This is a genomic window from Deltaproteobacteria bacterium (assembly GCA_018668695.1).
Lineage (GTDB): Bacteria > Myxococcota > XYA12-FULL-58-9 > XYA12-FULL-58-9 > JABJBS01 > JABJBS01.
Genome location: JABJBS010000292.1, coordinates 1 through 25,762 on the forward strand (window position 1 = coordinate 1; position 25,762 = coordinate 25,762).

General features: G+C 49.6%; 22 protein-coding genes and 1 pseudogene. 9 read left to right on the forward strand and 14 right to left on the reverse strand.

Annotated elements, in window-relative coordinates:
• Positions 1 to 266 precede the first annotated feature (266 nt).
• The 9 genes from HOK28_15455 to HOK28_15495 all read right to left on the reverse strand — a co-directional run bounded on the left by HOK28_15455 (position 267) and on the right by HOK28_15495 (position 10,965).
• Entirely contained in the window at positions 267 to 1,172 is a 906-nt protein-coding gene (locus tag HOK28_15455) for a DMT family transporter (protein MBT6434495.1), read from the reverse strand.
• A gap of 85 nt (positions 1,173 to 1,257) precedes the next feature.
• Positions 1,258 to 2,250, reverse strand: coding sequence for a MerR family transcriptional regulator (locus HOK28_15460; protein MBT6434496.1), 993 nt, complete (start codon positions 2,248 to 2,250; stop codon positions 1,258 to 1,260).
• 59 nt (positions 2,251 to 2,309) lie between these two features.
• Positions 2,310 to 3,062 carry an O-methyltransferase gene (locus HOK28_15465; protein ID MBT6434497.1) on the reverse strand — a complete coding sequence of 251 codons (753 nt, stop codon included), beginning with the start codon at positions 3,060 to 3,062 and terminating at the stop codon, positions 2,310 to 2,312.
• 29 nt (positions 3,063 to 3,091) lie between these two features.
• Positions 3,092 to 4,849: a thiamine pyrophosphate-binding protein gene (locus HOK28_15470; protein MBT6434498.1), complete on the reverse strand. Its 1,758-nt coding sequence runs from the start codon at positions 4,847 to 4,849 to the stop codon at positions 3,092 to 3,094.
• A gap of 22 nt (positions 4,850 to 4,871) precedes the next feature.
• On the reverse strand, positions 4,872 to 5,885 hold the full coding sequence (locus tag HOK28_15475) for a 3-oxoacyl-ACP synthase (GenBank protein ID MBT6434499.1): 1,014 nt from the start codon (positions 5,883 to 5,885) through the stop codon (positions 4,872 to 4,874).
• Complete coding sequence (locus HOK28_15480; protein ID MBT6434500.1) at positions 5,882 to 6,553, reverse strand: SRPBCC family protein; 672 nt, start codon at positions 6,551 to 6,553, stop codon at positions 5,882 to 5,884. Before HOK28_15480 ends, HOK28_15475 begins: the two co-directional genes overlap by 4 nt.
• A 424-nt stretch (positions 6,554 to 6,977) precedes the next feature.
• Complete coding sequence (locus HOK28_15485) at positions 6,978 to 8,855, reverse strand: hypothetical protein (GenBank protein MBT6434501.1); 1,878 nt, start codon at positions 8,853 to 8,855, stop codon at positions 6,978 to 6,980.
• A 19-nt stretch (positions 8,856 to 8,874) separates the two neighbouring features.
• On the reverse strand, positions 8,875 to 9,522 hold the full coding sequence (locus tag HOK28_15490; protein ID MBT6434502.1) for a hypothetical protein: 648 nt from the start codon (positions 9,520 to 9,522) through the stop codon (positions 8,875 to 8,877).
• Between the two features lie 390 nt (positions 9,523 to 9,912).
• Positions 9,913 to 10,965: a pirin family protein gene (locus HOK28_15495; GenBank protein MBT6434503.1), complete on the reverse strand. Its 1,053-nt coding sequence runs from the start codon at positions 10,963 to 10,965 to the stop codon at positions 9,913 to 9,915.
• On the opposite strand from HOK28_15495, the gene HOK28_15500 reads away from it, so the two are divergent.
• Both HOK28_15500 and HOK28_15505 read left to right on the forward strand, forming a co-directional pair.
• Positions 10,964 to 11,203: a hypothetical protein gene (locus HOK28_15500; GenBank protein ID MBT6434504.1), complete on the forward strand. Its 240-nt coding sequence runs from the start codon at positions 10,964 to 10,966 to the stop codon at positions 11,201 to 11,203. The genes HOK28_15495 and HOK28_15500 overlap by 2 nt on opposite strands.
• A gap of 319 nt (positions 11,204 to 11,522) precedes the next feature.
• On the forward strand, positions 11,523 to 12,248 hold the full coding sequence (locus tag HOK28_15505) for a YebC/PmpR family DNA-binding transcriptional regulator (protein MBT6434505.1): 726 nt from the start codon (positions 11,523 to 11,525) through the stop codon (positions 12,246 to 12,248).
• Between the two features lie 21 nt (positions 12,249 to 12,269).
• Here the strand turns inward: HOK28_15505 and HOK28_15510 are convergent, their stop codons facing one another.
• The gene (locus tag HOK28_15510) at positions 12,270 to 13,460 is read right to left on the reverse strand and encodes a hypothetical protein (protein MBT6434506.1); all 1,191 of its coding nucleotides are present in this window, start codon (positions 13,458 to 13,460) and stop codon (positions 12,270 to 12,272) included.
• Positions 13,461 to 13,808: 348 nt separating this feature from the next.
• Between HOK28_15510 and HOK28_15515 the strand changes: the two genes are divergently transcribed.
• Positions 13,809 to 16,229 carry a TonB-dependent receptor plug domain-containing protein gene (locus HOK28_15515; protein MBT6434507.1) on the forward strand — a complete coding sequence of 807 codons (2,421 nt, stop codon included), beginning with the start codon at positions 13,809 to 13,811 and terminating at the stop codon, positions 16,227 to 16,229.
• Positions 16,230 to 16,779: 550 nt separating this feature from the next.
• Entirely contained in the window at positions 16,780 to 17,571 is a 792-nt protein-coding gene (locus HOK28_15520; GenBank protein MBT6434508.1) for a hypothetical protein, read from the forward strand.
• A gap of 71 nt (positions 17,572 to 17,642) precedes the next feature.
• On the opposite strand, the gene HOK28_15525 is transcribed toward HOK28_15520, so the two are convergent.
• A complete protein-coding gene (locus HOK28_15525) occupies positions 17,643 to 19,031 on the reverse strand; it encodes an adenylate/guanylate cyclase domain-containing protein (protein MBT6434509.1) in 1,389 nt (462 codons plus the stop codon).
• 206 nt (positions 19,032 to 19,237) lie between these two features.
• Here HOK28_15525 and HOK28_15530 point away from each other — a divergent pair, with 206 nt between their 5' ends.
• The 4 genes from HOK28_15530 to HOK28_15545 all read left to right on the forward strand — a co-directional run bounded on the left by HOK28_15530 (position 19,238) and on the right by HOK28_15545 (position 22,498).
• On the forward strand, positions 19,238 to 19,783 hold the full coding sequence (locus tag HOK28_15530) for a hypothetical protein (protein ID MBT6434510.1): 546 nt from the start codon (positions 19,238 to 19,240) through the stop codon (positions 19,781 to 19,783).
• Positions 19,784 to 19,937: 154 nt separating this feature from the next.
• Positions 19,938 to 21,287, forward strand: coding sequence for a 7-dehydrocholesterol reductase (locus tag HOK28_15535; GenBank protein MBT6434511.1), 1,350 nt, complete (start codon positions 19,938 to 19,940; stop codon positions 21,285 to 21,287).
• 112 nt (positions 21,288 to 21,399) lie between these two features.
• Entirely contained in the window at positions 21,400 to 21,705 is a 306-nt protein-coding gene (locus tag HOK28_15540; protein MBT6434512.1) for a DUF2007 domain-containing protein, read from the forward strand.
• Positions 21,698 to 22,498: a hypothetical protein gene (locus HOK28_15545; protein MBT6434513.1), complete on the forward strand. Its 801-nt coding sequence runs from the start codon at positions 21,698 to 21,700 to the stop codon at positions 22,496 to 22,498. The genes HOK28_15540 and HOK28_15545 overlap by 8 nt, the downstream gene beginning before the upstream one ends.
• 6 nt (positions 22,499 to 22,504) lie before the next feature.
• Here the strand turns inward: HOK28_15545 and HOK28_15550 are convergent, their stop codons facing one another.
• Together HOK28_15550 and HOK28_15555 are read right to left on the reverse strand one after the other, a co-directional pair.
• Complete coding sequence (locus HOK28_15550; protein ID MBT6434514.1) at positions 22,505 to 22,894, reverse strand: VOC family protein; 390 nt, start codon at positions 22,892 to 22,894, stop codon at positions 22,505 to 22,507.
• 312 nt (positions 22,895 to 23,206) lie between these two features.
• Positions 23,207 to 23,407 (reverse strand): annotated as a pseudogene (locus HOK28_15555) (DUF4397 domain-containing protein).
• Between the two features lie 390 nt (positions 23,408 to 23,797).
• On the opposite strand from HOK28_15555, the gene HOK28_15560 reads away from it, so the two are divergent.
• Positions 23,798 to 24,976 (forward strand): hypothetical protein, encoded by a 1,179-nt coding sequence (locus HOK28_15560; protein ID MBT6434515.1) that lies wholly within the window; start codon positions 23,798 to 23,800, stop codon positions 24,974 to 24,976.
• Positions 24,977 to 24,999: 23 nt separating this feature from the next.
• On the opposite strand, the gene HOK28_15565 is transcribed toward HOK28_15560, so the two are convergent.
• Complete coding sequence (locus HOK28_15565; protein MBT6434516.1) at positions 25,000 to 25,359, reverse strand: hypothetical protein; 360 nt, start codon at positions 25,357 to 25,359, stop codon at positions 25,000 to 25,002.
• Between the last annotated feature and the right edge of the window lie 403 nt (positions 25,360 to 25,762).

Below are 25,762 nucleotides of genomic sequence, written 5' to 3' on the forward strand. Positions count from 1 at the left end.
CGGTAATGTTTTGCTCAGCACAGGCCACACAGCCAATGGTCAGAGCGCAGAGGATAAGTTGTCGTGCATTCATGTTCGCCTCACTTTTACTATAGAGGGTTCACTGAAGTAGCCGGGCAAGCTACTCCCATCTTCCCACATCCCAAGATGGGTACGGTATGCCACAGATTCAAATGTAGCAAGTGAAGGTTTCTACTTTGCGCTATTTCCCGTGATAAAACTTATTTCGGGGTTCAGTAGGGGCAGCACAAGAGGTTAGCAGCGGGTTAGGTAAGTAGGTAGATCCCGACGAGAGCCACAAATGTGCCTAAAATCGCTCTTCTACTTAGCTCTTCACCTCTCACCTTGGCGATGGCCAGAGCAAAGAGCGGGCTGGTGGATAGCAGCGTCTGGGCCACAGCGGCTGAGGTGTATTTTAGGGAAATTTGCTGGAGCCAAAGCCCGAGAAATGTCCCCATGACGGTGGCCCAAAAAACCATCACCCATAGTTTTCTACCTAAGGTGCCCTGTGAAATTTTTCTTCCAAGCGCGGCGGTACCCTGTTTTGGCATAAAGCTCCCCGCAATGAGAAGGCCGGCCAGAGCCGCCATCAAACGAATGAACGCAGCCCATAACGGATCCAAGGCATGATCGATGAGAACGATATGCGCCATCACCACGCCAGTGGCTTGAGAGATGGAAGCGATGACCGCGAGTATCAGTCCAACTCGAAATACGTCTGGTGCAATTTGCAGCTCGCCGGGCTGACTGCGCTCTAAGACAACTGATGTAACCCCAGCAACGGTTACCAGCACGCCGCACCAAGCAGCCAACGTGAGTTCTTCTTGGATGGCCACCAGGGCGATGAGGCCGGTGAGCGGGGGAGTGAGTGACTCGATAAGAAGTGCTCGTCTGGGGCCTATTCTGCTCAACGCCCCGAAAAAAGCTGTGTCACCAATTGTGATGCCAAGGATTCCGCTAAGTCCTAAAAGCAGACCTTGCATGGTCCAGATTTCTTCTGGAATTCGTTCGAGAGCCACGGCGCAGCCGCCCAGTAGAATCGATGCAATGACGCCCTTAGATATGTTGAGCTGGATTGGAGAGAGTTGCCGGCCAGCTGCCGCAAACATAAATGTTGCGCTGGCCCATAGACCAGCGGCACTGAGTGCAGCGAGTTCACCTGTATACATCATGGAAAATCCCTCGCGTCTCGAAGGGCATTGGAGACACGCGGTAGCTTTATAGAATTTAATCTAGAGGGGCTAGATATGAAACCGTTTAAACTTGATTTAGTTGGTCACCGAAAAAAAGGTGCAAAGACTCAAGGCTTGGGATGCGTTGGACGCTGGGCGGGAGTTGAAGTTGGTTTAGGAGATAATCCGGACCGCCGACCCATACATTGTAGAGTGTACTTAATTCCATAATGCCTTGTTCAATCTCACTGGCGTGATCTGGGCTGAGAATAGTTTGGACAGCCAAGAGGACCGCTTGGGGTTTCACACAATGCGCCGCTTCTTGGATTTCCTCATAAGGAATGTTGGGCCCCAGATAGACCGGGTTCCAGCCTTGGTGGGTCGCCAAGATACCCGCAATATTGGCTCCGAATTCATGCAGGCACGAAGGAGGAGTTGCAATAATAACCTTGGGGCCATCAAGGTGAAAACCAGCTTGCTTACGAACGGTGTAGAGCGTGCCTTTGACGATTTCGGTTGCCAAGTGCTCTTGTCCTACTCCGATGTCGCCGTCTGCCCAAAGTTCACCTATCTTTCTCATTAACGGAGCGACCATGAAGAGAAGAAATGACCGCGTGTCTAAATAGAGAGATGCATTGGTGAGAACGTTGGATGCTTCGGCGCAATCGTACTCGTCAATAGCTTGAAGAAAACGGTTGAGTGTATGTTCGTAAACAACGGAATCGTCCTCAACAACTTTCTCAGCAGGCTGAACAGGGTCAAGCGTGTCGGCATGAACAATTTGCAGGAGTTGGTCCTCTTCGAGTCTGGCAATTTCGCTGATTGCATGGCCGGCTCGAATAGCTTCTCGCAATAGAGCGAGGCGCCGAACGTCTTCCATGGTGAAGCGTCGAGCATTGCCCTGTGAGCGTCTCGGCACAACTGCCTTATAGCGCCTTTGCCAAGCGCGAATGGTCTCTGCTTTTAGCCCGGTGAGTTGAACTACGGCACGCATTGGGTAGAGGCCATCGGGGACCAATTGAGGTTCCCCGTTGGCTGTCTGATTACTTCGCTTCCGCTCATTTGAAAACATTTCCATTGCTGGTGGAGTTTCCACAAGTCGCGGCTCAAAGTCGGTCTGTCTTTTGGTGGGAAGCATTATGCTGATGCACCTAGGTTACTTCCATGCCAAATTGAGACTTCAACGCCATCATCGATGGCTTCAAAATATTCCATGGGTGCTTTGTAATGAACACTTGTGTATTTACCGCCGGTGCGAACGTAATCTAGATAGGGAACGAGCGTGTTTTCGAAGATACCAACATTGTCGGCAATGACCGTCGCACCCGGTGCGAGCAAGTTCTTCTCTTCAAGGGCGAGAAGGTCTGGGAGGTATGAGTCTTTCCAATGATCGATAAATACAACATCGAATGCTTCTTGAAGGCTCGGGATTTGTTCTTCGGCGCTACCAACTCTTATTTCTACTTGGTCGGATAAGCCTGCGTGGTCGACTACCCGTTTGGCATAACTTGCAAACTCAGCAGACTTTTCAAGTGAGATAAGTTTACCACCGGTTTGCTGGAGAATACGGCCAGTACGAAGGGCTGAGTAGCCACAGTAACAACCCATCTCTAGCACACGCTGTGCATTTGCCTTTTCAAGGGCTTCATCGAGGATTCGACCCTTTTCGATTCCCACATTCATGAGGAAACGTTTTCTAGCGAAAATATCGATGACTCTAAGGGCGTCGTCGATATTGCCAGCTTCCGCATGACGCTCTACATAATCAGCCAGCTGCTTCTCACGAGCACCACGCATCAAAAGTAAATCGAAGGCCATACGAAAAAGCTCTCGAAGTCCAAAGAAGAGCCAAGGAAGAAGGCTTTTTAGTTTTATAGTAATGGGAATCATATTCTTATCTCCGTTTTGTAAAGTAGGTCTTAAGCAGCCATCTCGCAGGACGAGACCTCATAGGTTTTGGCTTCTTTCGGTAAAAATGGACTGAAGGGTGGTAACTCTTCTAGGGGCAGCTGGAGTTCCAGAATGCCCGGCTTGGTGAAGTTCTGATTACGAAAGTCTTCCAACGCCTTTTCTAGTTCAGCTCCGGTTGATGCGGTCTGAGCCCAGAGCTGGTCCGAACCGGCGAGGCCGCGAGCTACATCCTTGATTTGAATACCTTGGTATTCTGTGGCTTCGGTTCGACCCTCAAAAAAGAGTTGTTGCCGAGTCACACACATTCCGTGTTTGTTGTTGTTGAAGACAATGAAGAGAATAGGGAGCCCAAGCTCGACGGCCGTGTGGACTTCTAGCCCGAGCATGAGAAATGCTCCGTCTCCACAGATAACCGTTGTTTGGGTTTTATTAGAACTGCTAATTTGAGCACCGATGGCTGCAGGGATTGAGTATCCCATACCTCCCATGCCGAGTGCGATGGTAGCAGAACTGCCCTTGGGCATCGCCAGGTAATGCAGCGCACTTGCGGCGCAATTACCTGCATCAAAGATAAGGTGGCCGTTAGCAGGCAAGTGACTTTGAAGTATCGAGAGTGCCTCGCTTTGAAGAAGTACGGAGTCTCTATCGTATTCTTCGCTCTTCTTTTGAGATGGCGGATCCAATTCTGCAACAAATCGGGTCAGCTTATAGTTCATGACCGCAGATGCGTAGAAAGGCTCCGCGCGCCACCTTGCGATTAAGGCATTAAAGGTTGGGGATGCGTCGGCTTTGACGGTAAGCGCGGGGGTGATGGCATTGAGAATTTTTTCAACATCGATATTCACGACAGCGACCTTCGCACGGCCTAGGCCCATGGCGATGGGGGCTCTGGCCATGATATTGAAACCAGTTCCCACGGCGATGATGAGATCTGCCTCTTCATTTAGGTAACGATGCGCAGAGGGGTGCCCTGCAACTCCTACCATGCCAAGATAGAGCGGATGGCCGTTTGGAAACGCCGCCGGGTCAGCCATGGTTGTCACCACAGGGATTTTTGCCCCGATTGCATAGTCTCTAGCAACGTTGGGGTGGCTAGCGCGTCGCATTCCACTGCCGATAATCATCACCGGATTTTTGGCCTGACGAATCATTAGGTCCAAGCTTAAAATGTCTTCAAACTTTGGAACCAGTGTGGGCCGGTTGTTCAATAATTCTAAAATCGAATCTGGAACATCTCCAACTTCGCTTTCGTTAAGGTCTCTTGGAATCAAGAGTGCCACCGGTCCGGGACGCCCACTGAGGGCCAACCGAACAGCCTTCTCAAGGCAGGGCCAAAAATCTGATGGCTGCTCTATGCGGGCGGTGTATTTGGTGATTGCATTCCAGAGTGCCAGAGCATCAACGCTTCGGCCAATTCCTGACGAGTCTTGAAATGCACCACAGCCTTCAAGGATTTTTGGAGGTTGGCCTACAATTGCGAGGACTGGCACTGAGTCGTTAAAGGATTCGGCTATGCCAACCGCTAAGTTCATCATGCCGCCACCCGAAGTTGAGCAACAAACACCAAGCGTGCGGTGAACCCGAGCATTGGAATCGGCCATGAAGGCTGCTCCCATCTCGGTTCTGGCCAAAACGGATTTTAATGTATCTCCACCTAATCTGTGAATGGAGTCATGAAAGTGTTCAATATTGGCACCGCTCACGCCAAATACAGAACGAACGCCCCAGTTTTGAAGCGTCGTGACAAGTGCATCTGATAGTTTCATCGTATTCTACCTGGAAACATAATTAGTTTTTGGTGGAGGCGCTGCGGGCTTGCCAGTCCACAACTGCCGCTGCGGCATAATCTCCAGCATGGGAGAATCCACCGAGAATGACCTTGGAGCCTGGTTTTACCTGGCGTTGCATGACCGCTCGCTCAAAAGAGACGGGTATGGCTGCGCCAAAGAGATTTCCATATTCGGCAAATGTATCGATGTGCTTGGTTTCAGGCACTTCAAGCGCTTCGCGCCAGTTTCTTAAGAAGACTGGATTGGGCTGATTGGTAACAAGGAGGTCGATATCATTTTTTGTGATGGATGCTTGTTCGCAAGCTTCATTGATAATGTTGGGAACCAGTGTATTGGCTCTGCGTACAATGCTCCCAACTTTACGCCGGCTAAAGTCGATCTTAAAGCTGGTCTCTCCGGGTTGCCACCATTTGCGCTCATCCGGTGTTGAGATTTGCATGTCGCAAGCAAACTCTCCGAAGGTTCGGGTAATGATGGACTGAACGGGTGACTCGTCATTTGCAACGAGGTATCCAACACCACATCCATCGCCCGGTACTGCAGATTGAGCTTCTTTAAGGTTCGATTTTTGTCCGAAAATGCGACCCGCTGCAGTTTGTACATTACAGATTAGTGCGCTTTTCGCATTGCTTGTTGCCATGAGGCTGCGGGCAAGTTCCATCATAAATACAAACGATACACAGCCGGTATTGTGTACATCGAGAACCCAGCGCGGGTTGGCGCCCAAACGATGCGCTATCTCAGCACCGCACCCTGTAAAGGGGAGGTCGGGAAGGCTTACGTTTGTGAGAATGATATCGATGTCTTTAGAACCGTCGATATTCAAACGGTCGCAAAGCTTTTCGGTAGCATCCATGATCATATCGGCGGAGCGCTCGTCATGCTGCATATGGCGTCGTTCTTTTGTTCCTTTGAACATGGGCCCCGTTGTACTGGCGATATCAAAGTGGTCATTGGCCACCACGTGGGCAGGCATTGAGCTGGCGGTTGCGATTAAACTGATGGGCTTCATGCTACTGCCTCCAATCCTCGGTAAAGTGGCTGGCATTCTTGATAAGAGCCGATTGCGATGTTGTTAGCGTGACGGTATTCGAGAATCTTTTTGAGATTATCCATTTCAACTTTGTGACCGGCGTAGAAAAATGGCCACATCTCGCCGACCCATTCGTCACGGTCAGCAGGCGCCGTTTGAGGGAAGGGGTTCTTGTCGTAGAAGGGGTGGTGGCAGTTGGTCCAGGTGATTACTGAGCCTGGCTTGTTAAACACGAGCTGAGCAGGAACGACTCGCATTAAATACACCATCCACATCTGATCGGGCTGATCCCAGGCGCAGTGGAAATCAACGGTGCCAGCACCTTCGTGGGTAATGGTTCGACAGAAAATCTTAGTACTGTCGGCAAGCATGTCGTGGCCGATAAGGAGGCCTTCTTCGCCCGACTCAACAAAGTCACGGGTGCTCCAAGTCCATTCTGCGAGATTATGGGGATCAGCGAGGTACTTGAAGGCCAGCTCGGGCGGGCAATCAATGTACTCTTGAATCGTGCAATATTGGCCGTAGATTTTGTCGTGTGGATAAACCGCGTGGGTTAGCTCCATACAGGTCGCAAACATCTCGTCTCTTGAAAAGTTCTCGATCCTCTGTAGCTCGGGTACATCGTTTATGTGGTGTGTTGCTGTCATTGTGTCATCTCCTATTGCGTATGTTCTGGTCGGGGTGGCTCACATGGGGAGGGGCCGAACCGGTTAACTACTCATGAGTAGGTTTGGCGCAGGTAGGGGATTTGTACAGGAATCGTCAAGGTGTGAAATGCCACTGTAGAGTGCTTGTACAGGTCATGCATGACTCAGGTCAGGCCGTTGGCGGGATTCGTGAACACTTAACCTACTGAAATTGTTCGTTAATAATTTCAAGGGAGAGAATGATCAAAATCCGCACTTAATGTACTTTTAAGTAGATAAGTTTTTGTACAGGTTCGGTTGAGGACAGATTCGCGGGAAGAATCTTAGGGGCAAAGAGGAGAAAGTAGAGACAGGAAGCCTGGCAGGGAATGCTGGAAGACGAGTTTCCCACCCCGGGGTGGGGTGGGAGTGTTAAATCGTCTTATCAGTGGAGCGTAGGACAGCCACACCAATCAGATGCAAGTTCAGTTGGCGTGGAGCCAGGGCCATCGTGATAGATGGTCGCTGCTGGAGCATCCAGTAGGTCCGCTTCATAGGCGTACTGGCATAAAGGCTTTTGGCCAGAGCCAGCTGCTTGGCTGCCTATTGGTGTGCGGATGTGTCGCTTCACAACACTTGAACAGAGGCCGCATGCTGCAGCCAGCCGCTCGCTGTTGGGAGCCGCAGCCACGCGCTGCTTGAGAGTGTGAAGAGCTGTATAGCCTTGAGAACCGCTGTACCGTTCACACCAAACCGGTCCGTACGCATCTTGGAAGAGACGAGTGACGGCGGTGGATGCGAGAGTTTTTGAAGGCTGAACTTCACTGTGCTTGTGAAGATTCACATCGGAGTAGCTTGCAACTCCTCGCCCGATATCGACGTAGTGACCGTTTGGCTTAATGTTCATGAGGTCACCAAGACCTCCGGTGGCCAGTTGCGTTCCCTCGGGATCAATCTTTGCGTAAAGGGCCATCTTGCTAACCATACGAGAAAGGTCGCGGCGATACTGGCTTTGCTTTCTCCACAGTTCCCACCAGCTAAGGTCGTCGTAGTTTTCCGCAGCGTCGGCGCTGCCTACAAGAACGGTCGTGGTGGCCAGGTAGCTGTCGATTTCGAGATGGTAGGGCCAGAATCCGCCCCAAAGTACATCAATACCGCCGCCCTTTTTCATGGCTGCATTGGTAGCGCGTTGACCGAAGCAATCTTCTTCTGAAGTGGGGTTAACATTTTCGATATCGTTGTTTGGGTTTGCCGCACCGTGGAATTGTCCACTTGCTCGGTACACTTCAAGCATGCCTTGTGCACCACATGAGAGTAACCGGCGTTTTTGTTCTGAGAATTCACCGTGGGGATGAAGGTTTGCTGATTCATCGGCGGCAATTACAGCGTCGAAGTATAGGTCACCCGTCGCAGGATAGGTCACGTTACTATTAGGATACTTAAAGCGTACCTCTTCATGCACGGGGGCACAGAGCGCGTCATTGAAGTCACCGAGAAAACCGAGTTGCTCTTGAAGGCTTGAGCGAACACCGTGAATGAGGCCGGTTGTTGCGCCTACCGCGAGGGCATCAAAGTGGTCATTCATTAAATCTTTATCTGAGGCTCCCCAGCGTTCCCACATGTGTCCCATACTCCAAGAGTCTTGAAGGAAGTGGTGGCCGATAGACTCGTACAACAAGGCGAGCTTTTCACAGGGCAAAAGATAGTCGTTTAGAATATGAGCCGACGGGTTGGGCCCCGCAGCATTGGCAACACTTGCACATTGATTCGCCATTTCCATCGCCAAGCCATGGTAGTGCTTATAGGTTTCAAATGCCTGCGGAACGAAGTGGTTTGAGTTTACTGCACCATTGTGGATCTTTAAATCATGGCAAGCTTCGGTAGCGATCCCATTGCCCAATGGACATGTCTCATTACCGGATGCCCAGTCCCACAGGGAGTAGGATAGGTCAGCCAGCTGGCTGAAGTCGGCAATGTAGATGGAACGGTTATGGGCTTGTGTTGCGCTGCTGAATTCAGCCGGCATCAAAGAAGGCTCCATAGAACCATCAACGTTAACTGACCCGCCGTTGGTGTAAGCAGTGACTTCGTAGGATTCCAGAAGCTCGGAAGGGATACCTGCGATATCTGACGTGTACTGCCACATAAGCTGATGCTCTAATGACTGATGCCAGCTGCCGCGAGCGCTCTCTGGTCCTGGTGCGCATTCTTTATCTCCACGCTTACATCCTGAATCAAAGGCGAAGGCAGAAGAGCACGTTAACATAATTCCTATAATAGGAATGACTGAGAATAATGATGGTTTGGTGTTTTGGGTGTACATCTTTATTTCCTCTAATATATTAGTAGTGAGCGGGTGGTGCCGGTGAAACACCGGTGAGCAGATCTTCAAGACCTGGAAAGCAAGAGCCATCCGCAAAGTAGACTGTATCAAAAGCGGTAATCGGCTCGACGCCGGATTCTCGTAGAGTTGCGTAGGAGTCAAAGCAGCTAGCCGGGCAGCAGTGTGCTTCTTCTTCCCAGGGTTTATCGGTAGTGCATTGCGGCACGCTTAGTGCGCAGTCGTCGAGAGAGCGTTGACCGGGCTCGACGCATCCTACAATCCAACGGGTACAAGCACCGACGGTGGTAAGAGGGTCGCGAAGGTCCTTTTGAATTTCCATGTGTCCCTGACTCTCGCCACTGTCTACCGGAAAGAGCATGTATCCGCCGGTCTCGGTCTGCTGCAGCTTAAGGGCGTCTAGATCGGGAAGGGCAGGTGGGGTGTACTCTACGCGTTTACCAATTTTAGGAGTCGTGGTTTTTGGGGTCGGCGCCTTTATTGCAACTCGGGCTGGTGCCTGTACGGGTGCTGCGATGATTGGCTTTACGATTCGTGGCTGAATCGCCTTACTGGTTTCGAGCGTCGCAGTCTCTTTGCTTTGGGTCATCCAACCGATGAGCCCCAGGGCGAGCACCCCTATAACGATGTATACGTATTTCGTTTTCATAATCTCATCCTCGTTAATTGACGCAGTAGGTTAAGCACAGAATATGCCAAGCTGAAGATGGTTCGCGGCGCTCGTTTAAATCATTATTTTAATTGATGAAATGAGGAATTATACCCATGAGTTGATAAGTGTTTTGATGAGACAGTTTGGATACTGCCCCCAAAAGCCAAAATGTCGCTTGAATCTTCTAAAACGGCTTAGTTGGATGGTCCAAAGCTTAACTTTTTGGCTGAATATGAACCTCGGGAGCCTCGTAGTAAGCGATTCTCGCAGAAGATCAGGATGAAAAATACGACTGATTTCTATAATGTTGAATAATATTAGACACTAAGGGGAGTGATTGAAGGCTTCGAATAAAATGGTAATGGCGCGCCGAAATATCGGCTCCATCTATATGGGTTCCTCGCGTGAGTTATCTGGATGTTTGGCGAATCGTTTTGAGCCGCGGCCATGGGTCGGGTCAGAACCGCTCCAAGGCCATCCGCCAAACTGAGTTGCTCGGTAGTCCTCAAAGGCTTGGACGATTTCCTCTCGGGTATTCATGACAAACGGGCCATGTTGAACGACCGGCTCGCCAATGGGGCGCCCCTGAAGCAAAAGAAGGCGGCTTTTACGCGCCCCGTTTTGGATGGTGATGTTGGCCGATGGGTGGAGCAGCACCTGGACTTTTTGGTCGAGTTCTTCGCCTGCGAGGTTCAGCGGGTTTCCGTCCACAAGGTAGAGAGCCCGCAGTGAGTTTTTCTGTGTGGCTGGAAGTACCCACTCTGCATTGGGAGCAAGCTCAATAGTCCAGATGCCAACGCCGGTATCGGCTTGCGCTGCCCATGAGTTTGGCGGCGGGTTCAGGGCTTTAGTCGTGTTAAAATTTCCCGCGATGATTCGAATCTTCGTTTCATGGCCCGCCGAATCGGTGTGTCTCAATTCGGGAACATCCTTGTTCCAAAGCATCGAGAAATGGGGCTCTGCCATTTTATTTTTAGCCGGTAAGTTGAGCCAAATTTGAAAGAAATCGAATGGGTTGGGACCATCCTGGCGCAGCAAGGGGAACATCTCAGCGTGATTGATACCGCGCCCTGCGGTTAACCACTGAACGTCCCCCGCGCCGTATCGCGCGGCTCCACCCAAGGAGTCAGAATGGTCAACAAGACCCTCCTGCATCACGGTGACGGTTTCAAAGCCCCGGTGCGGGTGCCGCGGAAAACCAGGTACGGTTTGGCCGTGGTACATGCTCCAGCCGTCTATTCCCGAAAAGTCTTGACCAAGCTGGCGACCGGCGAGGCTTGCATTGGGACCACTCTCAGGATTGCCAGAGGGGTATCGGTCGTTATGATGCACACAGAACAAAAAGGGGTCTTGGGTGGGCCAAGGTCCAGACGCGGGCAGTGGCCGAATGCCTTGAATTGGGTTTCCTGTGAAGAGTGGGGCGCTTGGTTGTGATTCCATGACGGTATCCTTGGGGCTAGAGGGTGAACATGAGATAAGGCTTGCTCCAGCGGCCCCGGCGGCGAGTATTTTTATCAGCTCTCTACGGGTAATGTCTTCCATCAATCATCCTCTAACGGCCAACTGTGTCATCATACTCTTTGAGTCGTATGACGTTCCTGAATCGGAATCGGTACGCCTCGTTGATAACCTCAATATTTCAACGGCTTACATTTGGTCCAGGGGCGAGTTCAACTGATCTCATCTACGAACCTACTGCCTACTTGTACACAGTAGGAATCATTTGGTATCTGGTAAATCGATAAAATGAAGATAATTGGTATCGATAAAGCCGATGGTCATTGCTTAAGTCGGCGTTTATTCTCGGGGACGTTCATACATTTTACGTTGGTGATGAAGAAGGGTAGCCTGAATACCTTTATAAATCGGGTAAATTTGTCTGCTTTAGGGTTTGGGGCTGTATTTCTCCTGGATATTTTGATTTTGGGGCTTGGATATTCGAAGCACTTGAATTACCTCAGTGTTTAGAGCCAATCACGAATAAGGACTGAATAGATATGGGTAGGACTTTCGAGAACCGTAAACATGCGATCATGAAGCGCGGTGCAAGAGACAACAAAGCATTCACGCGTTGCGGCCGGCAAATCAGCATGGCTGTTAAATCTGGAGGCGGCGAGTCCGATAGCAATCCAGCGCTACGACGTGCCATTCAAAACGCACGCGCAGCCAATATGCCCAAAGATAAAATCCAAAATGCCATCGATAAGGCACTGAAGATTGGTGACACGTCTGGCTTTGAGCAGATGCTTTATGAAGGCTATGGTCCTCATGGTGTTCCGATGATTGTGGATACGGCCACCGATAACCCAACTCGAACGGTTGCCAATGTTCGGTCTGCTTTCAAAAAAGAGAATGGCAACTTAGGCAACGCTGGAAGTGTTTCGTTTCTCTTCGACCAATACGGGGTGTTTCGACTCAAGCCTGACGGAGTTGACCGCGACGAACTTGAACTTGAACTCATCGATTTTGGGCTCGAGGAATTAGATGATGGTACCAACGATGACGGTGACCCATTGATTCTTTTGCGTTGTGCGCGAGAGGGTTTTGGGACGCTTCAGGATGAACTCGAAGCGCGTAAGATTGAAGTCGATTCTTCGGGATTTGAATGGATACCGAAGACCATGGCTGAGCTGTCTGATGAAGAGGTGGATGCGGTTCTCAAATTGATAGATCGCTTAGAGGAAGATGACGACGTTCAGGAAGTCTTTCATAACCTGGCTTAATCTACGATTTTACCAAGCAATCTACTCTTCCCAAGTTACATCCACCTGCATGCCAAAGTGATCTGAGAGGCTTACTTCCACAGTGCCGTCTGTTTCTGACTCAATGGTAACCGACCCATCATAGAGCCGCTGAGGGGCTGATGTGGACGCTTGCCGAACCATGATATGATCGATGGCGCTATTGACAGGATCATTCGAAATCAGGTTGGCTTCGCACCAAGTGCAAAATGGGACATCTGCCGCGCAGTTGGCATCGGCGTAGCCTGCTGCATCCAAAGCACTGTAGTTTTCAGCCCACTCTCCGCTTAGGTCACCTACCGCCGGACCAGCATTGAAATCACCGGAAATAATCTGGGGCCCACCCAAATTGTTCGTATCCATGGCTGCAATGAGTGTATCCAGCTGGTCTTTATGCTCAGCTTCGTAAGATTCGAAATCACCGCCGTAATCAACTCCAAGCTCGGTACTCATATGGGTGCATAGGATCTGTGCGCCATCGACCTCGGCGTAGAGTGCAGGTCGAACAATCAGCCAGGAGTTAAGTGGAATCAGTTGGGTATTGGTCATCGGTTGTTTACTCAGTAACACGGCGCCATGGCGTCCCTCGTAGAGCCATTCTGTGCTCCCGGAAGTGCATGCCACAAAGATATCATCCATATTCCCAAGCCCTAAATTGGCCGCGAGACATTGTTGGCAGTCGGGTCCTAAAGCGCTGTATTCGGTAACACAATTTGTAAGAACACAGTTGCCGAGATCTGTAGCAGAGTCACATTCGGCAGCGGTGGCACATTCCATCAGTGGGGCGCCTTCATCTGGGGTACATGCAGGGTCGCCTCCGGATTCAACTTCTTCAAATTGCGAATACTGATGAGGGTATGAGTCCGCGAGCTGGCTTAAGACATATTCACGGTCTTCATCAAACCAAACTTCTTGCAGGCAGATCACATCGGCGGTTGAGGTCGCGACCGCTGCCACAACAGGGTCCCGGCGTTCAGCTGCATAGGGAACATAACCCGGCGCCAACCCCATGTTATAGGTTGCAACTGCCAGCGTTTTGGTTGCTTGTGTAACTTCGCTCGGATCAGAGGGGTCCGTCGTTTCTGACGGGTCAGCTGGATCTGTCGTTTCTGATGGGTCTACGGGTTCTGGATCATCACCTGTGCAAGAGGCACACAGCAATATAGCGATCAGTCCTAATGGTAGTCTTTTCATCTGAATCTCCGGGTCGTTAATATTGAGCGCTTCAGGCAGAGAGTTAACGAGTCTCCTAATTACCTAAAGATTATTCTGACACCGAACACACTGCCGAGCAATGAAACCTGAGCCACGTGCACATGTTGTGAGATAAATATCGTAATATTAGAAGCTTGAGCCCACTTTTTTGAAGCAGGGCAGTGCCGGGTGTCGAACCTTGATGAACCTCTTACCCGACAAATTTTCGGATGTAAGTGTAGGTAGTCTTAAACGAAAATGCTTGGACCGCTCCTGAAAAGTCACTACCATTAAGTAGCTGCAGTAGATTCGTTGAGGTTACTGCAATGGAACACGTGGGGGGCACGCATGAACCATTCAATTACTCGCGTCGTAACTTTCTTATTCATTCTGGTTTATACATCTCTGGGCGTTGCTCAAGAGCTTGATGGTATGGACAGTCTCGATTTGAGTGAGCTACTCAATTTGGAAATCACCACGGCTTCAATGTCGGCTGAATCGATTCTTGATGCACCGGCGCCGATGTATATTGTTACCCGGGAAGACATTAAAAATCGGGGCTATACGGATTTCACCCAAATCATGGATGACCTGCCTGGTTTTGATATCAGCAATGTGGGTGGTAACACGGAGTACTTCGCTTATCAGCGAGGCTTTCGGTCGGTCTTCAACAACAGAACTCTTTTCCTTATCAACGGACGCACGTTTAACACCCTTTGGTTTCAGGATGCGCAGATTGGGCACCAGATACCAGTGGAGGCTATTGAACGTATCGAGGTCCTTTATGGTCCTGCCGGTGTTATTTACGGGCCCAACGCCTTTCTCGGCGTAATCAATGTGATTACCACCACGGCAGCTGATTTGGATGTTGGCGAGTACGATGTGCGGTCGGCTTTCTCGATGGGTAGCTGGGCCACGCGCCGGGCGGATATTCACGCACGCGCAAAAATTTCTGAGAATTTAGCTCTTACTTTAACGGCTCGCTTTGGTCGTTCAGATGGAGCAGATATCAGCGAACGAGACAATAAGTGGATGAGCACTGATTTTCTCAACAGCGAAACGATTTATGGTCCCATTTTGGATATGTCGAGCAACGGTTATGATTTTGGAATCTCTTCCAATCCAGACGATGACCGTATGTTTATGGCTTCTTTGGAAATCGGTGATTTCACTTTAGATGGCTACATGTATGAAATAGCCGGCAGTAATGGACCTCAGTATGCTGGTGACCACTCCCAAGCTTCTAACTTCTGGCCAGCTAAAGGTATGGGTGGTGCCATTGCTCATAATTATGATGTAGATGATTCTCTTCATATCTTTTCGGAATTGTCTTACCGTACATCGGGTCGATATGGCTTGTGGGTTGATGCTTATCCAAGCTGGAATGAGGGGCAAAGCGAGTACTCTTATTTGTCGATGATTGATTTTAGAACCGATAACAATGCGCTGGAATGGCGCCAAAACGTATTTTGGGACATGACCGACGATATGAAATTATCGGCTGGTTATCGCTATGTGCGTAAGCAATTGACCAAGGCCTATGATATTGGTGATGGGTATTTCGGCGGTTACAACAGCAATGGTCCTGATGATGGATCTGCTATTTGGGATACATTTCCTTGTGACATTGATTCCGATGGTGATGGCGAAGCCGATGATACAGGTTTTACGAATTATGAAACCGGAGAGTGCGGCCCTTATGATGCAGGCTCACCATCTTCTTATCGTATGCCAATGGACAATATGGTTCTTACGGAAGACATCGGTGGTTTCGTCGAGGGTAGCTACCGCTGGGGTGATCTGAAGCTGAACGTGGGTCTTCGGTACGATATCAATACAAACCCTCAGGTATCACCTGAAGATGAAGACGACCCAACTTCGCACCGTGGTTATAAAGCAATCAGCCCTCGGGTAGGTCTTATCTACAAATTCAGTGACTTGGGCTTTATTGAAAACGGAGCTGTTAAGTTTCTCTATGGTACAGCCATTCAGGAACCCGCGCCGACTCAGCTTTGGGGAGGTTGGTCAGGCCGTGCAGCAGCACCTGGATTGCAGGAAGAGAGTGGTCGTAACTACGAACTCGTAACCTTGCTTCAGACGGGGCCAGTACTGAGTGACATTTCGATGTTTTTCGCTGAGTACCAAAAGGTTCACGTTGCACCAGCAGATAATGCGGGCCGTCGCCGTATTTGGGGCGCTGAATACAAAGGTCGCCTTGAGCTTGAGAACCCGATTCCAAGCTCTGCTAAAATTACCAGCTATGTGAACCTGAGTTATACCAAGAGCGAGTCTTACCGCTATTACGATTTTGAGACAGGCGAGTGGACAGTTGTTGGGGATAACCAGACGCAGGATACCGGGGACATCGCGCCAGTGAAACTCCACTTGGGTATGAATATTCCGATGACGGAGTACTTTAACTTAAACGTGCGTGGCCGTTACATTGCCGCGAAGATACCGTTCCTCTCGAACCCATTGCGCGACCCATCTCGCCCAGACGGTGGGGAACCGGATTATTTCCACGAGCACTTCGTTGGCGATGTTTCTATGAGCCTGCACTACGGTATCGCAACTTTGAACTTCTCAATCTACAACATTACCAATGCTGACTATAACCATCCAGGTGATGGGGAGGCCAACGCGGGTGATGGCTGGGTTGTGAAGCCTGATGGCACCATGGATACAACTGTGCGGGCAACAGGCTACCGAAACTCTTTGGTGCCCCAAGCTCTACGCAATTTCATGATGACGTTGAAGCTTGATATGTAGCAGAGCCGCCTTTTGGGTTCTTGGTCTTGCGCTTGAACCACCTAATTAGAATCGGAGAGGTTCATTTAATTCAACTGCGTGGTTCTAGCGATCATTTACGGTTAATCAGGCTAAACATGTTTTAGCTCTAAAACATGTTTTAAGTAGGGGATGATATTCACTCTCGGTAAACAATTAAAACATGTTAATCCGATAATATGTGAGTCCCCCTACGCTCTTGAATTACAATTAAACAGGTAAAACATGTTATAGGTTTTATTTTCCCAAGAGATTAAGCGCCTTAAATCACGAAATCAATCGAGTTTTCGTTCCTAGCCCAAACCTTGAACATGTTCATTAGCCAGTTTTCCTTGTAGAATCATTTTTAACAGTTTAACTACATTAGTGTGCGTAAACCTCCATAGTTTCTGAGCACGAGATTACTTGAACGAATCATCAATTCTCATAGTTTATAGTTATAATTGTACTTGGGCTGGACTCCACCCCACCCCACCCATTGAGGGGTATCTCGTCAGCTACCCGCTGGCCTTTTTGGAAAGGGACTTTGTAAATGCCATTGGCCAAAAAGAAGCTCGAACAAGTACCATATTCTCAGGATAATGCAGAACTTCAGGCAGAGCTTGAAGCAATAAAGTCGGCAACGGGCGCACGTCGCATAGAATTATCGAGAAACTTGGTTCGCCGATTTTGTGATCTTCAACGCGATCTTCAAGGCGGGGGCGATTTTTGGGGCCAGCTTGGCGTATCAGGAACGCTCACAGAGTTTATTTTTACAGGCCTCGGGAGCTGGGCCAATGGTGGGTCGTTAGAGTCAGCCGTATCTGTAGATGCAAAACCAGGTCGTCCACCTCAAACTCACCGTAATCAAGCTTTATTTGAGGACGTTCGTCAGCGGGTGAGTGCGGGGTGGGACGTACATGCGGCTTGCTACGCAACAGCAGATGCACTGCAGCTGGGTGATGTTCAAGGCTTGGAGGCGCTGTCTCTTTCACCGAGTTCAATTCGCAGAATTTATTATTCGGTGATGAGCTCGGCTGAGGAAAAAGAGAATTCGGAAGACTTGAATCTTACTAAGGAAGAAGTCGCCCAGCAATCGAGTTTGGATCCCCTGGACGGGCAAACTGTGAACCGTGCCAAGAGCGGCCAATGGAAGGCGACAACAGATATCCTTGATCAGCTTCACCGGGTTTGTGACCTGGTCATATCAAACCGGTATCTGATGATGATTGCATGTGTGACCGGACTTAATCTCGATGTGTTGAAATACCAAAGTGCATGCCTTAAAAAAATAGTTGATGGTCAATCGCCTAATGAGGCCTATGGCTACGAGCCCGAAGAATAGATTCTTCTCTCTGACAAAGTTGGATACCTCATTTCAGACTGAATGAGGCGAGCAGGAACAAGCGAGGCTAATTATGCCAGCTTGTAAACTGCAACGGGCTGCTCTCTGCCTTTTACTTGAGCATTTCCTAAAGAAACGGCACCCAAGCAGGCTTCCGGTGCAGCTTCAAACACCGAACCCGTGACCAGAAGAGTCGAGTTAAACGTACGGTTTAAGGATTCAACTCTCGCGGCAGTGTTCACCGCATCACCAATGACCGTGTATTCCTTACGCTGATCGGTACCCACTGTACCTGTGAGCGCCGTTCCGGCATGCAGGCCCATGGAGACCTCAGTGGCAGGAATTCGCCCCGATTCGATGAGTGAGCTGAGCCTGACGAGCAACTCTTTGGATGCGCGAACTGCGTGTTCGGCTGCGTAGGGGTCGTCGAGTGGCGCACCAAACACTGCCATAAAACCATCTCCCAAAAACTTGTTCACAAACCCATCATTTTCGCCGACGACTTCGACGAGTTCTTGAAAAAGGGTATTGAGAAAATCGACCACTTCGGCGGGCTCTTTGTTTTCAGAAAAGTTGGTGAAATTTCGGATATCAAAAAAGAGAACAACCACTTCTCGTAAGTCGTGATTGCTCGAGGAACCCAGAAGCTTTTCCATGACAACGTCGGAGACGTGTTGACCGAAGAGCGTTTTGATACGCCCTTGTTCTTGGTGGGAATGCCAAGTGCTGAAGATAAGCTTACGCAGCTGAACGGTTACGATTCCCGTTATAAGACCGCCAACGGCCATAATTCCGGCTTTCTCAAAATGGGTCAGAGGTTCTGTGAGTACGTTGCCGCTTCCGCTGATCCAGGCGCCGGGCACAAAATACATGGCAACGAGGATGTACCCTGCCGCTGAGATAAGGCCAGTATAAATCGCAAGACCTAAGTCGAACCGAAGGGCAGATAGGATGATGAAGAGGAAGTAAAGAAATACGGGTGGTGAAGCAAGCGTCTCAGGCCCATCTAGGATTTGTGCGACCCCGATGAGCATGATGCTTGGCAGGGCGCTCTCAATGGTGGCGTTTACATAGCGGGCAAATTGAAACCGCTTTACAGAGAGTCGGCCCCGGTTCCCAAAGATCCGCGCCGAGATATAGCCATAGAGCATCGTGGCGCACAGAATCTGTAGGATTCCAACTCTGGGAATAGGCCTCGCGAACACTGCCTGAAAGTTGTCGCTGTATTGATAGCTTAGGGGAATGAAAAGTGCCATTCCCACCACGCTCAACACTGCGATGATCTGCCCGCGTAGCTGCTCGCCGCGGTAGATGTTAACGAACATGGCATGTTCGAGCGAACGACTGCGGGGTAGGCCAGAGAAAGCTCCGCTGCTTGGACGCGGCACTTCCTCGGCGAGCGAAGGCTGCTCGATTGTTGGTTGAACGACCGTAGATGTCGTACTGGCGTTCTTTAGCATGGACAATGACATTCCCTACTTTGCTACCTTAAAGAACCGCGCGGCACACGTTAAGGCAACACTGACCCAGACAATGTGAATTTTTTCACTGTTTTTCAAGGGGAAACTCACCTTAGAACTTCTCCGACGTTAGCATTTCGAAGAATTATCGCTTCAACGGATGTTGCCCCGCTGAGTAATCGTACCTACCTTATTGTAGGAGAAAAATGATGTATATGCGGTTAATAGGTCTCGTAGCGGTCTTAGTGCTGGCACAAGCTTGCAGTTCGACAATTGTAAACCGAGAGCCTGTGGGGGAGAGTTTCCCAAATGTTAGAGGCCAGTCCTTGGCTGGCGAACAATTCCTAATACCCGGGGATTTTAAGGGCGCACCTGTCATTCTTCTGATCGGTTACAAGCAGCGCACGCAGTTTGATCTTGACCGTTGGATTTTGGGTTTAGTCCAGTTGGGAACACCGGTTCGGATCATTGAAGTGCCAACCATTAAAGGGCTTGTGCCCGGGCTCTTTGCCAACCAAATCGACAATGGGATGCGTAAGGGAATTCCGGAAGAAGACTGGGGTTCGGTGGTGACGGTTTATGACGAAGCCGCTCCGATAGTTGCTTTTACGGGTAACGAGAACGCCTCGAATGGTCGCATTGTGCTCTTGGACGAAAACGGGCAAGTGGCGTGGTTCACAGACCGGGGTTACTCGGCCGGCCAAGTTAAAGAACTCGATACCCTCGTTCGTTCTCTTTCGACGAAACCTTAAAATGGACGAAGCCCTGCCGCCTGTCGCGCTGTGTCAAAATGATACGGTCTATGTCGACGACTACATGTTTTGACAAGTTGATTCTCGACTCGTTTACCGACCCCATTTAATAGTCTCTCAAGCTGTATTACCAAAATACCAGGGAGACCATTGCATGGCTGAGTTTAAGACAACCACATGGAGTAACTCATTCGATAAAGGCACGGGGTGGTTCGTTTTCGCGAGGAGAACACTTTCATCTCTTCTATTGATTACTCTATGTCCACCGGTCGCCATATTAATGTGGTACACCTGTGTGCATTTGAATGGCTCCGTTGCTGAGTTAGCTCAGCTCTTTTCAGAGCAGGGCATTCTTGGCGCAATTTACAACATCTGGTCGCCCGTATTTTTTGGAACTCAAACTGCCTGGACGATGATTTTCGTATTTGCGGCATTTGAACTATTTCTTATGAAAGCTTTGCCGGGCAAACGATTCGAAGGGCCCGTGACACCCTCAGGGAATATCCCCGTATACAAAGCCAATGGTGTAGCGGCGTTTTGCGTTACTCTTTTTACCTTCTGGTTATGCTCTTATCCGCTCGGTCTTTTCGACCCTGCCATCATCTACAAGAATTTTGGTGGCTTGCTTGGCGCGTTGAATGTTTTCAGCCTTGGATTCTGTTTAATGCTGTATATCAAAGGCCGGTTAAAGCCTTCGAGCAGCGACTCCAGTTTTACGGGTAATTTTATTTTTGATTACTATTGGGGAACTGAGCTCTATCCGCGAATCTTTGGGTGGGACGTGAAGATGTTCACCAATTGTAGATTTGGAATGATGGGTTGGCCCGTTATTCTTTTGTCATTCGCGGCCGCCCAACATGAGACAATGGGGCTCACCGATGCTCTTTTTGTTTCGGTTGCGCTGCAGCTTATCTACATCGCCAAGTTCTTTTGGTGGGAGACCGGTTATTTGCGCTCTCTCGATATTATGCACGACCGAGCAGGCTTCTACATTTGTTGGGGATGCCTTGTTTGGGTACCCGCGGTCTATACCTCACATTCGCTTTATATGGTGAGTAACCCCCATACCCTTGGTTTGTTTTGGTCTGCGGTGATTATGGTTTGCGGTATCTTGGCAATTTTTACAAACTACTGGGCAGACCTTCAGCGGCAGACAGTGCGAGCAACAGACGGTGACTGCAAAGTTTGGGGCAAGAAGCCCGAGGTTATTGTGGGAAACTATGTAACTGAGGCGGGTGAGAAAAAACAAAGCCTTTTGCTCGCTTCAGGGTGGTGGGGCGTGTCTCGGCATTTTCATTATATACCTGAAGTTCTGGGGGCTTTCTTCTGGACACTACCAGCCATGTTTGACCATTTTTTGCCTTACTTCTACGTCGTGTTTTTAGCGATTTTGCTCACTGAGCGTGCGTTTCGAGACGATAATCGCTGCGCCTTTAAATATGGTGAGGATTGGAAAACTTATTGTGAACGCGTGCCCTACAAGATTGTACCAGGCGTCGTGTAAGCTGTCGGTTCCGGTATCTAAGGTAAGATTTGAAATATACTAAATATACTTGGTTGAGGTTCTAGGCATTGCCAGATGCTGCGAACTTGACCACTATATAAGTATGATAAAAGTGTATGCTTCTCACGACCGATTTTTTGTAGAATCCTTACGAGCAAACCTCCGGGATGCGGGGATCGAGCATCTAATTAAGGATGAGAGTTCCTCTAGCTTGGGGGAAGTTCCACCCATTGTAAGCCAACAGCATGTCTGGGTGATTAACGCGGCCGATGTTGAGGATGCAAAGAGCTTGGTCGCTGAGTTAGAGAGCAGGGTGAATCACTCTCGGGAAGAGCCTTGGGTTTGCCAAAGTTGCTCGGAGCAGTTGGAGCCACAATTCACAGCATGCTGGAAGTGCGGTGGTGAACGCGATGCATAGTTTGTGGCACGTCGTGATTGTATCCTTATGGGTCTTGACGCAGACCGGCTGCGAGGAACCTTGTACGCTTGAGACATGCCCTGAGTTATGTGGAGACGGCTATGCTGAAGAATGGGAGGAATGCGATGCGGGCTACGATACCGAAACTTGTGACAGCGATTGCACCTTACCTCAGTGCGGCGATGGTTACCTAAACGGCTACGCGGGTGAGGAGTGTGACGATGGCGGCTCCGAGGATGATGGCTGGTGCGATAGCCGGTGTCAGCGTCAAACAGATCCGGCTTGGTGTGAAGAAATCGGTCAATTTGGGGCCTGCGAAAACAATGTTCTTACGTTTTGCCAGGACGGTGATTACTTCGACATGATTTGCTCTCTTGAGTACCGAGAAGGAACCTGCGGTCTTGTTAACGAGAATTGGGGCAATGATTGTATCGCGCCTTTGGGTCATGCTTGCCTACTGAGTGCCACTGAATCGTCGGTGCGATTCGCGCCCTGTGCCGGTGAGCAATCTGGTTGCGGTTTGGCGGCCGGTGTTTCGGGTTGCATCGCAAATTTTGGAACTTGTGATTCGGGTAGTCCTCCTGAATGCCTCGACGACGATGTGCTTACCCTCTGTAGTCCATTTGAGCAGCTTGCTCGTGTGCAATGCGCATCTTATGGAGCATCTTGCATGCCGCAAGCCCGTGCTTGTGTAGGTGCGGGGCTCGGGCAACCTTGTATCCCGGGTCTTGTTTATTGCGGTGCGGATTTAGAATGTGTCCAAAACCAGTGTGTGATTTCAGATATGCCCTGAGCCCTCTTAGGAAGACTTGGGCCACGCCGGGTCATCGAACCTTTGGATCTCTACGAGATAACCCGCAGGGTCTCTAAAAAAAGCGTGGTAGATGTTGAACTTGGAGTTGAACGTTGGCGATTTTTCAAACGTGACGCCCCTTTGGACGAGTGTTTGAGCACAGCTGTCCACGTCTTGAGTGACTAGCGTGATAATGACATCGCCAGGAGAGCTATTGGGCTTTTCGCAGAAGCCGATGAATCCATCTTTGCTAACGCGATAGATTCGGCAGCTGCCTTGATCGAGCACCAGCTCCAATCCAACTTTATCCTCCCAAAAGCTGGCAGAGCGGTGCAGATCAGGCGTGTAGTAGAACGATACAGATTGCTCAAAGAGAGCATGATTGTTTTTACACATGTCCTATCCTCGTACGGAGACTCGGAAGGACATTAGCAGCTCTGTATTTTATTCACACTCAATAACTGGGCCTTGGCCAATTTCAGTAGACGGGCCACACCAAGTTTGGCTTGCAATCAGGCAAGAGAAAACGGCGTTGCATGTCCAAGTTGCAGTGTCTGCGCCGGCGTCGTAGCAAACCTGGTTTGAAGCGCACTGAATGCTGCAGTATCCGTCGCTAGCACCAGGCTGCTTGATGCAGAAGTCAGTTGGAGCGCCGCAATCGCTATCGGCGGTGCAGTATGCGCCCCAGTTTTCAGAAACTTCAGTACCGTCAGTTGTGTCGTCAGTTGTGTCGTCAGTTGTGTCGTCGGTTGTGTCGTCAGTTGTGTCGTCAGTTGTGTCGTCAGTTGTGTCGTCAGTTGTGCCGTCAGTTGTGCCGTCAGTTGTGCCGTCAGTTGTGCCGTCAGTGTTGGTCTCGTCTGCAGTTTCAGTGCTGTCAGTCGTTTCTGCATCTTCGCCGCAACCGACCATACCGAAGAGGGTCATGGAGACGGTTAGTCCGAGTACGATGGCATTGAGTGGGAGGATATTTTTCATGATGGGCTCCTGAGAGTGATGAGTGTTATGACGTTAGCTACTACTGAGTAGATAAGTGATCGTCAACTCCTTTATAAGCGTCTTCATGCGTCATTTTTCAAGTGTTTTGATCCGAAAAACCGATAAAAAACGAGCTGATGGGGGCTTTACCGACGACCATATCAAGAGATTAAATAGTAGATAGTGAACATTGCTACTTCTTGCTGAGCCTCTAGTCCCGCGATATTAAAATGTTTTCGGTGTCCTACAGGCACCCACACCACTTAAATCTGGATTTCAAATCGGGTTTTATTCCCGAGGTAAGAAGTCCGAGAGGGGCGATCGATGGCCGGGCGAGTTCACTTGATTGGGATGTTTTTGGTGCTGGTTGGATGCGGCGTTGAGCAGATTAGTCCGGCGCCGGTCGATGTATCACCGGGCTTGCCGTCGGATTTCGAGTGTTCGATGACGGAATCGGAGGCTTGTGGAGATCCGATCGAGAATATGACCGTCGAATGGGCGTGGTACCCGGTCAGCGATTCAAAATGCTTGGATGGTTCCTCCACGGGCTTTGGCGTTCGCATCGGCGAGGAACCCGAGAAAGTTGTGCTCTACCTAGAGGGCGGGGGAGCTTGTTACAACAGTTGGAGCTGCGAAAATATCTTCGCATCGAAGTTTGGTGCCGAGGATTTTGGTGAGGGTAAACAGGTTGGGATCTTCAACTTGGACGACGATGACAATCCTTTTAAAGCATGGACTCACGTTTACATCCCATATTGCTCAGGTGATATGCACTCAGGAAGCGTTCCTTTTGGAGAGGGCTACGCAGGGCAAGCTCACTGGGGGTATCAAAACATCAGTTATTACCTGAAGCGTTTGGTTCCTACATTTAAAACGGCTCAAAGAGTCGTTCTCATGGGCTCGAGTGCAGGTGGGTTCGGCGCAACATATAACTGGTTAAGAGTTCAAAAAGCATTCAATCCTGTCCCTGTTGATGTCATCGATGATTCAGGCCCATTTTTTACATCATCGTTTTTAGACAATTGTTTTCACAAAACAGTTTCACAGCTTTGGAACCAAAGCGTCGTATTCCCCAGTGACTGCACAGATTGCCTTGATTCAGCTGATAGTTTTATTGCCCATTTACGATACACACGTCGCCAACTACCGGAGCGACGTTATGCCCTGCTTACGGAAGCTGAGGATTATGTGATTCGGGCCTATTTTAGCTACGGTACAGAGGAATGCAGTCAGTGGGACTCAGCCAACCGCCCTGATTACAGTGCGGATAGATTTCATTCGGCGCTTGAGGACTACCGTCATGCCACTCATGATTTAGAAAATACGTATATTTACGAAGCAGAGGGCAATGGTCACGTGATGCTATTCAGCGACTTTAGCGATGGACTGCAAACGGTTCAAAATGGGATAGCTTTAGCGGCTTGGCTCAATGATTTTATAGGAGGCGCCGACATAGAAGATGTCATCGTGCCGAAGGCTGAAGGTTCAGGTCTTCCTTATTAAAGAGCTTGGCGACTTCCCGCTGCTCAGTCCTCAATGGGAATACAAGTACTTCCGGGGTTGCATTCTTCCAAGCTTTGCCATTGAGATTCGGATTCACACTGAAAGCCATCGGCTGCCGAGCAAAAGCAGTGATTGGAGAATACGCAAAAAGCATTGACGTCGCCATGCATGGTGCAATCTACGGGCTCAAGGCCCTGCGACTCGCTGCCACAACTTGTCGGTGAACTTCCAACATGAATGGAGTCTTCATCGTCTCCAGTCTCTGTTTCTGTTTCTGTATTCTGCTGCTCGCCTGATTCAGGCTGAGCATCGCTCGTCTCTTGGGTGCCGCATGCAGAGAGTGCCAGGCTAAGGATGAGTAAAGTGAGTGATAAAATGCGCATGTAATTCTCCTTCAACATGTTACGAACCCACAGGGGGAGGGGGTTAATAGAGATGATTAATTCAGAGAACCTATTGCTTGTAAATTTGAATAATCTAAAGACACTGTTAACTTCACGTTAATGAATGGTGGGGGTAGGGCCAAATATACCGTCATTTTGTCACGTGTTTACCTAAATATTTGAAACCTTCCAAAATGTGGAAAGTTTGAAGTTGTAGCCTTGAGCCCACCATAACTTTGAATCTTTCATGGTTTTGGCTCATGGATACTCCGATGAGAGAGGCCGCGGGTAGAAATCTTGTTCCGAAGATTCAATTTGAGAATGAAATTTTGAGCCAAGAGAGCCGGTTTGCAAAGAATGCATGGAAATAAATCAGGCTGGCCATATTTAACTCGCCCGGATT